Annotated in this window: 10 protein-coding genes; 4 read left to right on the top strand and 6 right to left on the bottom strand. The window is 51.2% G+C overall.

Annotation, left to right across the window (positions count from 1 at the left end; all coding sequences use genetic code 11):
- Positions 1-398, bottom strand: a 398-nt coding sequence (yjgA, locus tag Q1M25_RS04745; protein ID WP_300482313.1) for a ribosome biogenesis factor YjgA, incomplete at its 3' end; no start/stop codon positions are given.
- Between the two features lie 124 nt (positions 399-522).
- Here yjgA and pmbA point away from each other — a divergent pair.
- The 3 genes from pmbA to Q1M25_RS04730 all read left to right on the top strand — a co-directional run bounded on the left by pmbA (position 523) and on the right by Q1M25_RS04730 (position 3,775).
- A complete protein-coding gene (pmbA, locus tag Q1M25_RS04740; RefSeq protein ID WP_249551926.1) occupies positions 523-1,854 on the top strand; it encodes a metalloprotease PmbA in 1,332 nt (443 codons plus the stop codon).
- An 87-nt stretch (positions 1,855-1,941) separates the two neighbouring features.
- Entirely contained in the window at positions 1,942-3,111 is a 1,170-nt protein-coding gene (locus tag Q1M25_RS04735) for a glycosyltransferase (protein WP_300482309.1), read from the top strand.
- 154 nt (positions 3,112-3,265) lie between these two features.
- Entirely contained in the window at positions 3,266-3,775 is a 510-nt protein-coding gene (locus tag Q1M25_RS04730; RefSeq protein WP_300482306.1) for a cold shock domain-containing protein, read from the top strand.
- Positions 3,776-3,843: 68 nt separating this feature from the next.
- Here the strand turns inward: Q1M25_RS04730 and Q1M25_RS04725 are convergent, their stop codons facing one another.
- From Q1M25_RS04725 to Q1M25_RS04710, 4 genes are all read right to left on the bottom strand, one after another.
- On the bottom strand, positions 3,844-4,398 hold the full coding sequence (locus tag Q1M25_RS04725) for a hypothetical protein (RefSeq protein WP_300482304.1): 555 nt from the start codon (positions 4,396-4,398) through the stop codon (positions 3,844-3,846).
- Between the two features lie 313 nt (positions 4,399-4,711).
- Positions 4,712-5,386 (bottom strand): PoNe immunity protein domain-containing protein, encoded by a 675-nt coding sequence (locus Q1M25_RS04720; RefSeq protein WP_300482302.1) that lies wholly within the window; start codon positions 5,384-5,386, stop codon positions 4,712-4,714.
- A 369-nt stretch (positions 5,387-5,755) separates the two neighbouring features.
- Positions 5,756-9,238: a chromosome segregation protein SMC gene (smc, locus tag Q1M25_RS04715; protein ID WP_300482300.1), complete on the bottom strand. Its 3,483-nt coding sequence runs from the start codon at positions 9,236-9,238 to the stop codon at positions 5,756-5,758.
- Between the two features lie 134 nt (positions 9,239-9,372).
- Entirely contained in the window at positions 9,373-10,167 is a 795-nt protein-coding gene (locus Q1M25_RS04710) for a thymidylate synthase (RefSeq protein WP_300482298.1), read from the bottom strand.
- A 414-nt stretch (positions 10,168-10,581) separates the two neighbouring features.
- Between Q1M25_RS04710 and gdhA the strand changes: the two genes are divergently transcribed.
- Entirely contained in the window at positions 10,582-11,916 is a 1,335-nt protein-coding gene (gdhA, locus tag Q1M25_RS04705; RefSeq protein WP_003745850.1) for an NADP-specific glutamate dehydrogenase, read from the top strand.
- Between the two features lie 64 nt (positions 11,917-11,980).
- On the opposite strand, the gene Q1M25_RS04700 is transcribed toward gdhA, so the two are convergent.
- Positions 11,981-12,871 (bottom strand): ATP-dependent DNA helicase RecG (locus Q1M25_RS04700; protein ID WP_300482295.1); only part of this gene is annotated, 891 nt, incomplete at its 5' end.

Here is a 12,871-nt window from a genome sequence, read left to right as displayed (position 1 = left end):
AAGGTGCGCAATTTGCCGGCATCGGCTTGCGGAAAATCGGCCATAAATTGGGTAATCGCGCCATCGTCTGCCAACAGTCGGGTACGCGCCTGCTCGACGCGTTGCAAAAAAGCATTGTGTGCCGTATTGTCGCCGCGCAGTTTGGCCAAATAGGCTTCGATGGGCGCCGGGTTGGTATCGCGCATCAGGCGGCCGATAAATTGGGCTTGGCGTTTGAGCGCGCTGTTGGACGTGATTTTTTTATAGGTGGCAATCGCCTCGAACAGCTCTTCGTCCAAGCCGATTTTTTTCAGCGTATCGCTGGAGAGCTTGGTCAATTCCATACCCAAAGCCTGCAAATCGTTCATCTGCTTTTTCATTTGGGTTTTGCTGACCCATTCGTCTTCTTGTTCAAACATTGTGTTTCCCTGATTTTCTGAATCTGCCTATTTTATCAGTTTTCAGACGGCCTTTCCGTGCGATTTTTGCAGAGGCCGTCTGAAACGGTTAAAATGCCGCAAAACCCTGTCAGGAAACCTTTTTATGCTGTTTAACCACACACCGGACGAGCTGTTGCGCTTGTGCGGACACACGCTGGATTTGGCCAAACAATCCGGCGCCACCTCGGCAGAAGCCGATTTCAGCGAGTCGCTCGGCCAAAGCGTCAGCGTGCGCTTGGGCGAAATCGAACAAATCGAGTTCCAACAAGACAAATCTTTAGACATTACGGTCTATGTCGGTCAACGCAAAGGCCGCGCCAGCACTGCCGACTTCTCCGAACGCGCCCTGCAAGATACGGTCAAAGCCGCCATCGATATTGCGCGCTATACCGCCGAAGACGATTGTGCCGGTCTTGCCGACGCTGCCTTGATGGCAACCCATATCGGCGACCTCGACCGCTACCATGAATGGGATTTGAGTACCGAATCCGCCATCGATTTGGCCAAGCAATGCGAACAGGCCGCGCTGTCAACGGACAAACGCATTGAAAATTCCGAAGGCGCATCGGTTCATACCGGCCATTACCAATACGTCTACGGCAACACCCACGGCTTTGCCGCACACCAGCAAAGCACGCACCACAGCATTTCTTGCAGCGTGGTCGCCAGCGACGAACACGGCATGCAACGCGACTATTGGTACGATTCTTCCTGCCGTCACGAAGACATGGACGCGCCCGAACTCATCGGCCAAACTGCAGCCGAACGGACTTTACGCCGTCTGAACAGCCGCAGCGTTCCGACCGGCAGCTATCCCGTACTATTCGACACCACTGTCGCAGTCGGTTTAATCGGCCACCTTATCGGCGCACTCAGCGGGGGCGCGCTTTACCGTCAAAGCAGCTTCCTGATTGACAGCATCGGCAAACAGGTGCTGCCTGAGTTTCTCAGCCTTCGTGAAGAACCGCATATCCTGCGCTCGTTCCGCAGCACTTATTTCGATGCCGAAGGCGTCGCCACGCAGCCGCGTTTTGTGGTGAAAGACGGCATAGTCGAAGGCTATTTCCTCAGCAGTTACAGCGCGAAAAAACTCGGCATGCAGACAACGGGCAATGCCGGCGGCGCGCACAATCTGTATCTGAACCACACCCACGCCACGCAGGCCGACCTATTGAAAGAAATGGGAACAGGTTTGCTGGTTACCGAATTGATGGGACAAGGCGTCAACGGCATTACCGGCGACTACTCGCGCGGTGCGGCCGGTTTTTGGGTGGAAAACGGCGTCATTGCCTATCCGGTTCAGGAAATCACCATTGCCGGACGTTTGCAGGATATGTACCGCGACATCATCGGCGTGGCAGACGACGCATTACGCCGTTCGTCCAACCAAATCGGCTCCATCTTGGTTTCCAAAATGACGGTTGCCGGCAACTGATTGAACTAAATATACAAAAGGCCGTCTGAAAGATATCTTTTCTTTTCAGACGGCCTCGCCGTTATCTACTTCCATAAAAAACACATCATGCATATTGTCGTTATCCCCTCCTGGTATCCTTCTTCCGAAACTGACGTGGACGGAATCTTTTTCCGTCTCCAAGCCAAAGCCCTGCAACGCGAAGGCATGAAAATCGGCATGGTCGTACCAATGTTCCGCTACTTGAGAAGCCAGCCGAAAACCATCTTCTCGCGCTTCTACGGCCTGCGCCGCCATCAGCAAGGCGGACTCAACACTTACGCCTATGACAGCATGTATTTCTTCCCGCGCTGTCCGGTTGTCGATATCGACCGCATCCGCTGGGTCAACGCAGGCATGAAAGCTTTTGAAGCCTATATCGCAGACAACGGCAAACCCGACGTAATTCACGCCCATTGCGTCAACTACGCCGCCATTTTGGCCTGTGCCATCTTCAAAAAATACGGCATTCCCTATGTGATTACCGAACACAGCAGCGCCATTTCACGCGGCCTTGTCCGCAAAAACCAATGGCCGTCCATGCACGAAGCCGTGCGCCACAGCGCAGCCCGGTTCGCCGTCAGCCGTGATTTCTGCCGCATTCTCGAAAAAACCTACGCCGGTACAGACTGGCAATACCTGCCCAATATGCTGGGCGGCAATTTTGAACAGGATTTCGAGTTCCCCGAAAAAGACAATCAAAACTTTACCTTCTGCAGCGTCTCCCACCTGCGCCACCTCAAAGGCCACGACCTGCTCCTGCCTGCTTTTGCCGAAGCACTCAAAACCTATCCGCAGCTCAAACTCAAAATCGGCGGCGGCGGCGCAGAAGAAGGTCGTCTGAAACAACTGGCTAGCGACTTGGGCATCAACCACGCCGTTACCTTTACCGGCGCATTGACCACCGACCAAACCTTAGATCTCATGCGCCACAGCAACGCATTCGTCCTCGCCAGCCGTACCGAGACCTTCGGCGTCGTCTATATCGAAGCTCTGTCACAAGGTTTGCCCGTCATCGCCACACGCTGCGGCGGCCCCGAATCCATCGTCACATCCGACAACGGCCTGCTGGTTCCAATCGAAAACATACCGGAACTAACCAAAGCATTGCTCACCCTCTACGAAAATCATGCACAATACGATCCCGTCCGCTTGCGCCAAGATTGCCTGCAACAATTCGGCAGCCGTGCCATTGCGCAACACCTGATCAACACCTTCCAAAAAGTGCTTAATAAGTAGGCATAAACCATACAGGCCGTCTGAAATCCTTCAGACGGCCCGTCTTCTTCCAACAAGATAAATCTAGTGTAAAATTAAGACAATAACTAAACTTTTTGATTTAAAATCAGTCCAAGGAAAAACTGTTACCTATAATAATATCCCCACATACATTATGCGCTATTACGGAACGATTACTCGCTGGAACAGCAAGCGCGGCTTCGGAGCCGCTACCATAGAAGACACAGGCCAAGAAATCTTTCTTGCCCTTGCCGCCTTCACCACCCTTACCCGCCTTCCGGCCGAAGGGCAACACATCTCCTTCAACATCACAGAAGGCCGGCGTGGCCGCAAAGAAGCCGAAAACGTCTGCTTCGCCCTCGATTGCGCCGACTGCTTCGATGTCCTCGTCCCTCCCCCCGAAAAACCCCTCGCTGGCAAACAGGCTATCATCGGCCTGATTGCCGTTATCTTCGTCTGCAGTATTTTCGCCGCCTTGTGGTACGGCCTCCACTTTTCCGACAATACACCGGAAGAGCCGGCCGTCAAAAAACAAGAAACCATGGTTCACGAAGTAGCTGCCAAAATCGAAGCCGAACGCAAAGCATGGCGCGATGCCGTCAATGGCAGCAACCAGCGCTCGGGGCAGCCTCAACGAGCCAAAGATAATACGTCGAAACAATAAAGCTCCGTCCGACATAAAAAGGTCAAGACATTTGTAATATTGGCATTTTTCCACACGCTTACTACAATTTATTTAAACCACAAATCCATGAACCAAGTAATCAATAAATACCACCAACTTTTTTGTTTTTTAGGTTTGATGCCATTGTCAGATGAAACAGTCCGGTCTACGCATTTATCAAGACGGTAATTAAAATCTTGTACTTCCATTTGCCCATCTATTTTTTTAAAACAATATGCTCCTGATAAACCAGTAAAATTACTCTTTGTATAGGCGCTATACCCTTCATACTCAACCAACTCTTGAGGTATAAGTTTAAATTCATATCTAACATTCTCCCTTAAATCAATACCGGGAAAGTTTTGTGTATTCATTGGTATACATTTATCTTTTACCGGATAATTTTTGTCAAAGGCACTTTTATACTCAAAAGAATTATCACTATCATAATAGTATATATAAATCACATATCCGTCTATTAAATCGTCTCTGTCTATATAGATACATGGTTCATTATTTTTTAAAGTAATATTCACATCCCCATCAGGAAATGGGGCTGGCGACATCCCATATATCTCAACATTCAAGAATAAAATAATGAAACAAAAAATCTTGCGAATCATAGTGGATGCTCCATGAAATAATACTTCTCAAACAATGACAAATAATATCAGTTTACTTCTCTATATTAAAATCTTTTTGTCATTATCCCTCCTAATGAATTAGCTTTGTTAATAACCATTTTTAATGGCGATGCCCTGTTAACCAGAATTACAGCTTTATAAGAAATTTTGTTTCATCCGGTTAGTCTATATAAATTCCCCTTTTACCAACATAAACAAATCGACCATATCTAATTTTAATTGTTTAAGAAAAAGGTCGGCTGAAACCGTATTGGGTTTTCAGACGACCTTTTAATATTTAAACTTTTCCAAACTAATCAACTTTACCTTTGGCTTCGCCTCCTCGCTTGCGCTTCTGTTCCCTCGCCCAGTCAACCATATCTTTGGGGTAATAAGGGGATTGGCGCAATTCGGTATCGTCCAAATCATCAAGATAAGCAATGGCGGCGGCTTCGAATGCCCAGTAGCCGCAATAACCGTTCTGCTCAGGATCGAGGTGGGATTGGTACTCAAGGTCGCTCATGCCGATCATTTCGCGATACCAGTCTTTGAGGTAGGTACTGAGAGATTCCAGTTGTTTTTCTTTGGTTTCGCCACGCATAGCTTCGCCGAATAAAATGGCATGTTTGCCCATTTGAACATAATCCGGATCGGGACGATTTTTAAAATGGTAGTCCAAAAAGTCTTCGATAGTGGAGTCAGGTTCTAAATCATCTTCTGCATTGGCAAGGATGACTTCGAGCAGGTGCGGGAGCAGGTCTTCGCGTTGGAGGAGGTTGCACAGCGCGATGAGGTGCAGCGTCTTAAGATAGTATTCAGCATAAAACCACGGCATCGGGCTGGTGTAGTAGCCGATTTCGTTTAATTCGGCTTTGTTTTTCTGCCAGAATTTGGTGGAAACTTCCAATATTTCAATAATTTCATCAAACATACCAGGAGGTTCGCCGACAGGTTCTCCAGCGGTATAACTGGACTTTACATAATCCATTTTTGTAAATGCTGCCAAACCGTAGGAGTTTCTCAGTTCTAAATTATTTGAATTGGAATTATCTTTAAAGATTTTCATTGTTTCCGGTGTTTTCTCAACAATGAATTTCCATCTTTCCTCACTCAAAAAATGCTGCCTGCGCTTTTCATGAAAAGGAACTCGCTCGGTTTCGTTCATGTTTACTCTCATAAAATTTGGTCGGTTTCTATCTGAATCTTTATATTCGACTATATTTAAAGACCCAAACATTAGCAGCTTGGTATCTGAATCCAAAACCCTATTTCGATTGACGGAAAGGTCGTCTGAAACCTAATTTCGTTTTTCAGACGACCTTTCCGTATCAAGCGCAATAAAAATTCCCTCCCCCTATCACGGTTCAGCCATTTCCAATGCCTGTTTGATGTCCACGGCAACGACGCGCGATACGCCTTTTTCCTGCATGGTTACGCCGACCAGCTGCTCCGCCATTTCCATGGTCAGGCGGTTGTGGGAGATGTAGAGGAACTGGGTTTGCGCCGACATTTCTTTGACCAGGTTGCAGAAACGCGAGGTGTTGGCGTCGTCCAACGGAGCGTCGACTTCGTCCAAAAGGCAGAAGGGAGCGGGGTTGAGGCTGAACAGGGCGAACACGAGGCTCATGGCGGTGAGAGCTTTTTCGCCGCCGGAGAGGAGGTGGATAGTGCTGTTTTTCTTGCCCGGGGGACGAGCCATGATGGACACGCCAGCTGTCAGGAGGTCGTCGCCTATCATTTTGAGGGTAGCTTCACCGCCGCCGAACAGGGTCGGGAAGAAGGTTTGGACTTTGCCGTTGACGGCATCGAAGGTTTCTTTGAAACGCTCTTTAGTTTTGTCGTCGATTTGGGCGATGGCTTCTTCCAAAAGAGTGATGGCGGCCTGCACGTCTTCGCTTTGGCTGCGGTAGTAGCCGTCGCGTTCGCGCGCTTCTTCGAGTTCTTGCAGGGCGGCGAGGTTGACGGCGCCGAGGGCTTCGATTTGCTGGGTGAGGTTGCCGATGCTGCTGTTCAATACTTTCGGCGATTCTTTCGCCAACGCTTCGAGCGTGTCCAAATCAGCGGCGCGTTCGGTCAGGTTTTGATGATAGCGTTTGGCGTTGATCAGAGCTTCCTGCTGCTGCAACAGGGCGGTTTGGGTGGCGGCCTGAAGCTGCGGCAGCTTGGTTTGCAGGGTTTGCACTTTAGTGTATTGCTCCCTGCCCTGCTCCTGAATCTGCGCGAGTCTCTCCTGTACGACAATATATTCTTCGTCCAAAGTCTGTACGGCTTCGCTCAATTCTTCGAGCTTGATGTGCTGCTCGTCGTTTTGGAACTCGGTTTCATAGGCGAGGGCAAGCTCTTGCTGGCGCTCCTGCCAATCGAATGTTTGCTGTTCAAGTTGGGCAATTTGCTGCTGGTAGTTTTGTTTTTGCTGGTTGAGCTTGTGAACGGCAACTTCGGCCAGCCCGTATTGGCGGTTAGCTTCCAAAAGGGCAAGCTGCGCCTGTTTCAGACGGCCTTGCTGCTCTTGGCGGCTGTGCGCGGCAGTTTGCTGTTGGTGTTCGAGTTCGGCGGCAGCCTCTTGCAAGGTAACAATATCGTCTGCAAGGCCGTCTGAAGTATGTTGCAACACGGTCTGCTCTTCCGCCAACTGTGCCAGTTCATGGGCGATGTGTTCGCGGCGGATTTGCCCTTGGTTGGTACGTGCCAGAAGTTCGGCGGCGCGTTGCTGCGCCTGGCTGTATTGGCGCGTGTGCTGCTGTTGCTGCTGCATCAGGTTTTTATGTTGCACTTCGGACGAGCGCACGGCGGCTTCCGCCTGTTTGAACGCAGCTTCGGCGGCGGAAAGTTCGGGGGCAAGGTTTTCCAGTTCGGACGCGATGCCGTCAAGGCGCGCTTTTTGGGCAATCAGGCTTTCCTGCGCAGGTTTTGCATAGAGCAGGACGCTGACTTTATCGACCTGATGGCCTTCGGGCGTGAGCCAGATTTGGTGTGCGCCCAAATCGCTTTGATGCGCGAGGGCGTAGCTCAAATCGGGCGCGCACAATACGCCGTCGAGCCAATGGTGCAATGCCGTCTGAAACGGCGGCTGCGCTTGGATTTGGTTCAGCAATGCCTGTACGGGTAGGGATTTTTTGATGCCGCCGGAGAGGTCGTCTGAAAGCCATGCCGCCTGCCCCTGCGGCAATGGCGCGGGCGGAACGAAGCCTTGCGGCACGCTGCGGGCGTGCAGGCGTTCGGCAAGGATGACGGACAAGGCGTGCTGCCACTCGGCGGGCGCGGTGACGTGTTGCCACAGTTGCGGCGCGGCGGTGTGGTCGGTTGCCTGCCAGAAGTCGGCGGCCTCCTGCTGTTGCGACAGGATTTGCGACAACGCCTGCTGCTGCGCCTGCAAAGTGATGTGTTGCTGCTTCAGGCTTTGGAAGCGGTTTGAGGCCGTCTGAAATGCCTCTCGGGCGGCGTGTAAAGCTTCTTCGGCGGCAATGATTTGTTCTTCGTAATACTCTTGCTGGCTTTGCAACAAGGCGGCTGCTTCCTGCGCGGCGGCGGTTTCCGCTTCGTCGGGCAGGTTCAGGGCTTGGTTTTCCTGTTTCAGACGACCTTTGCGCTCTTCGTGCTTGGCAACGGTTTGTTCGGCATGGGCAAGCTGCTGCTGCTTCAACGCCAGTTCGCGGCGGATGCGGTTTGCCTCGTCCTGCTGGGTTTGGAAGGCGGCGTTGAGCGTGGCTTGGGCTTCTTCCAATTCGGGCAGACGCTCTTCGTGTTCGGCAACCTGCATCGCCCATTCCGCCAACTCGGTTTGCTTTTCTTCGGTCTGCAACTCGTTTTCTTCAAGCTGTACGCGGATTTGCTGCTGCTCCTGATGGATGCGCTGCATCTGCGCCTGCGCCGCCTGCTTGTCGCGTTCGATGCGTTGATGCAGGTTTTGCTGATGGCGGATTTGCTCTTCCAAACGGGCAATCTGCTCGCGCAACACGCCGCGTTTGTTGCTCAATTCATGCACCGCCTGCTGCTGCGACTGTTCGGCGGTCTGCAAGGCGTGTACTTCGTCGTTTAACGCCTGAACCTGCGCGGCGGTTTCGTCCTGCTGCGCCTGCAAAGACTGATGCTGCGCGGTCGCCTTGTCGGCGGCGGCAAGCGATTGCTGCCATTGGGCGTAATCGAGCAAATCCTGCTGGCGGTTCAACTGCGCGGTCAAGGATTTGTAGCGTTCGGCGGTTTCCGCCTGTTTCTCCAGCTTTTCCACCTGACGCGCCAATTCGGTCTGCAAATCGCCCAAACGCTGCAAATGCTCGCGCGTGTCTTTCAGACGGCCTTCCGTCTCCTTGCGGCGTTCCTTATATTTGGACACGCCCGCCGCCTCTTCTATATAGGCGCGCAACTCCTCCGGCCGCGCTTCGATGATGCGCGAAATCATCCCCTGCTCGATAACGGCATAACCGCGCGCACCTACGCCCGTACCTAAAAACAAATCGGTAATGTCTCGGCGGCGCACAGTCTGATTGTTGATGAAATAAGTCGATTCGCCCTGACGCGTCAGCTGCCGCTTGATGCTCACCTCGGCATACTGCCCCCACGCGCCTTGCAAACTGTGGTTGCTGTTGTCAAACACCAGCTCCACCGAAGCCCTCGGCGCAGGACGGCGCGTTGCTGCACCGTTAAAAATCACATCCTGCATACTCTCGCCGCGAAGCTGCTTCGCCGAAGCCTCGCCTAACACCCAGCGCACCGCGTCAATCACATTCGACTTGCCGCAGCCGTTTGGCCCGATAACCGCAACAAGCTGCCCCGGCACATGAATCGTGGTCGGATCGGTAAAAGATTTGAAGCCGGAGAGTTTGATGTGGGTCAGGCGCATGGCAATATTTCGAATCGGAAAAGAAGGCGTATTTTAACGGAAATACGCTTATCCGTTGAGAGAAAATCTGACAACTCAAATCAAATAAAAAGGCCGTCTGAAGTTTCAGACGGCCTTTTTATTTTTAATTTAGATTACACCGATACGGCTGCTTTGATGTGCGGATGCGGATCGTAGCCTTCCAATTCAAAGTCTTCAAATTTGAAATCAAACAAGTCTTTGACTTCAGGGTTGATTTTCATGGTCGGCAGTTTTCGGAAATCGCGGCTTAATTGTAGTTGGGCCTGCTCGATATGGTTGCTGTACAAATGGGCATCACCAAACGTATGGATAAACTCACCGGCTTCCAAGCCGCATACTTGCGCCATCATCATGGTCAACAATGCATAGCTGGCGATGTTGAACGGTACGCCAAGGAAAATATCGGCGCTGCGTTGGTAAAGCTGGCAAGACAGTTTGCCGTTGGCAACGTAAAACTGAAACAGCGCATGGCAAGGCGGCAAGGCCATTTCGTCGACCAAAGCGGGATTCCATGCCGATACAATCAGACGGCGCGAGTCGGGATTTTTTTTGATTTGTTCAACCACATTGGCAATTTGGTCGATATGGCGGCCGTCGGGTGCGGGCCAGCTTCGCCATTGGTAGCCGTAAACCGGGCCTAAATCGCCGTTTTCATCCGCCCATTCGTCCCAAATAGACACATTGTTGTCTTTCAGGTATTTGATGTTGGTATCGCCTTTAAGAAACCAAAGCAGCTCATGAATAATCGAGCGCAGATGCAGTTTTTTGGTGGTCAATAGCGGAAAGCCTTCACTCAAATCAAAACGCATTTGGTAACCAAACACGGAACGCGTGCCGGTGCCGGTACGGTCGGATTTGTCGATACCATTGTCGAGAACATGGCGCATAAGGTCGTGATAGGCTTTCATGGGTTTCCTTAATGTATGTGTTGTGGGAGTTTGATGCGTATTGTACCGAATTTTCAGACAGCCTGCCTCTCTGTCTTCAATGGGGCAATCTTCCCCATATTCGCGTAGTACACTCATTAACAATGTTGACAATTTAGCGCTAATTTACACAAATTTTTGAGCTTAATTAAATTTTTACAAAAAAATTTTCAACATTTTCTAGTTTAATTACTCAGCATTTTATTTTTAATAAAATATATTTAAGAAAATATATTTAAATATTTTTAATTAAATTTGAAATATAATTCCATTTTTACAAATTGGTAAAAAAATAATGTCAACAATCTAGGCAAAATTTTCCTTGGCAAGTAAAATTTTTACAGCTATATTTCAAAACATAAATATTGAAACATCTCACTCAATAGGAGTTGAAAAATGACTGACCTGAACACCCTGTTTACCAATCTTAAACAACGCAACCCCAACCAAGAACCCTTCCACCAAGCTGTTGAAGAAGTGTTCATGAGCCTCGACCCGTTTTTGGCGAAAAACCCGAAATACACCCAACAAAGCCTGCTTGAGCGTATTGTTGAACCGGAGCGCGTGATTATGTTCCGCGTCACTTGGATGGACGACAAAGGCCAAGTTCAAGTCAACCGCGGCTACCGCATTCAAATGAGTTCCGCCATCGGCCCTTACAAAGGCGGTTTACGTTTCCACCCGACCGTCGATTTGGGCGTGTTGAAATTCCTCGCCTTTGAACAAGTCTTCAAAAATGCGTTGACCACCCTGCCTATGGGCGGCGGCAAAGGCGGCTCCGACTTTGATCCTAAAGGCAAATCCGATGCCGAAGTAATGCGCTTCTGCCAAGCCTTTATGACCGAACTCTACCGCCACATCGGCGCCGATACCGACGTTCCTGCCGGCGACATCGGCGTAGGCGGCCGCGAAATCGGCTATCTGTTCGGCCAATACAAAAAAATCCGCAACGAATTTGCTTCCGTCCTGACCGGCAAAGGCCTCGAATGGGGCGGTAGCCTGATTCGCCCTGAAGCCACCGGCTACGGCTGCGTGTATTTTGCCCAAGCCATGTTGGAAACCCGCAACGACAGCATCGAAGGCAAACGCGTGTTAATTTCCGGCTCCGGCAACGTGGCGCAATACGCTGCCGAAAAAGCCATCCAACTGGGTGCAAAAGTATTGACCGTTTCCGACTCCAACGGCTTTGTCCTCTTCCCTGACAGCGGTATGACCGAAGCGCAACTGGCCGCTTTGATCGAGCTGAAAGAAGTACGCCGCGAACGCGTGGCCACTTACGCCAAAGAACAAGGCCTGCAATACTTTGAAAACCAAAAACCGTGGAACATCGCGGCCGAAGTCGCCCTGCCTTGCGCCACCCAAAACGAATTGGACGCAGATGCTGCCAAAATCTTGCTGGCAAACGGTTGCTATGTGGTTGCAGAAGGTGCGAACATGCCGTCAACTTTGGGTGCGGTCGAACAATTTATCAAAGCCGGCATCCTCTACGCTCCGGGCAAAGCCTCCAACGCCGGCGGCGTAGCGACTTCAGGTTTGGAAATGAGTCAAAACGCCATCCGCCTGTCTTGGACTCGTGAAGAAGTCGACCAACGCCTGTTCGACATCATGCACAATATCCACGAATCCTGCCTGAAATACGGCAAAGTCGGCGACAAAGTGAACTATGTCAATGGTGCGAACATTGCCGGTTTCGTCAAAGTTGCCGATGCCATGTTGGCGCAAGGTTTCTAAACCCCTATCCAGCCAAATCAAAGGCCGTCTGTTTTCAGACGGCCTTTTTCTTTTCAAGCAAATTTTATACGCCCAAATAACCTTCCCTGCTGGAAAGCCATCTTGCCAAATGTGCTTCAACGATTTCAGGGTTTTGTTCAATCAGCAAAGGGGCGATTTCGCGCACTTGTTCCAAGAGGTGTAAATCTTCTTCAAGGTTGGCGAAACGCAGCATGGGGACGCCGCTTTGCCGCGCGCCGAGAAATTCGCCGGGGCCGCGGATGTTGAGGTCTTGGCGGGCGATTTCGAAGCCGTCGGTGTGTTCGTAGATGACTTTCAACCGCGCTTTGGCGAGTTCGCTCAAGGGCTCCGCAAACAGGAGGACGCACACGCTTTCTGCCGCGCCGCGCCCTACCCGTCCGCGTAATTGGTGCAGCTGCGCCAAGCCCATGCGCTCGGCGTGTTCGATGACCATCAGGGCGGCGTTGGGTACATCTACGCCGACTTCGATGACGGTGGTGGCAACCAAGACGTTCAGACGGCCTGCGGCAAATTCCGCCATGACTTCGGCTTTTTCGGCGGCTTTCATGCGCCCGTGTACCAAGCCGATGCTAAGTTCGGGTAAGGCCGTCTGAAGCTGCTCGAGGGTTTCGGTGGCGGTTTGCAGTTGCAAGGTTTCGCTCTCTTCAATCAACGGACAAACCCAGTATGCCTGCTGCCCTTTGCGACAAATATTAAGGACGAAACCTTCGACTTCGGCGCGGCGGACGTTGTTGACGAGGCGGGTTTTAATCGGGGTGCGCCCGGGCGGCAATTCGTCGATGACGGACACGTCCAAGTCGGCGAAGAAGCTCATGGCAAGCGTGCGCGGGATGGGCGTGGCGGACATCATCAGTTGGTGGACGTCGCGCCCTTTGTTTTTAAGGGCGAGGCGTTGGGCGACGCCGAAGCGGTGTTGTTCGTCCACAATCACCAA

This window comes from uncultured Neisseria sp., from assembly GCF_951230505.1.
Taxonomy (GTDB): Bacteria; Pseudomonadota; Gammaproteobacteria; order Burkholderiales; family Neisseriaceae; genus Neisseria.
Note: the sequence above shows the minus strand (reverse complement) of the source record. Positions and strands in the feature narration are given on the sequence as shown.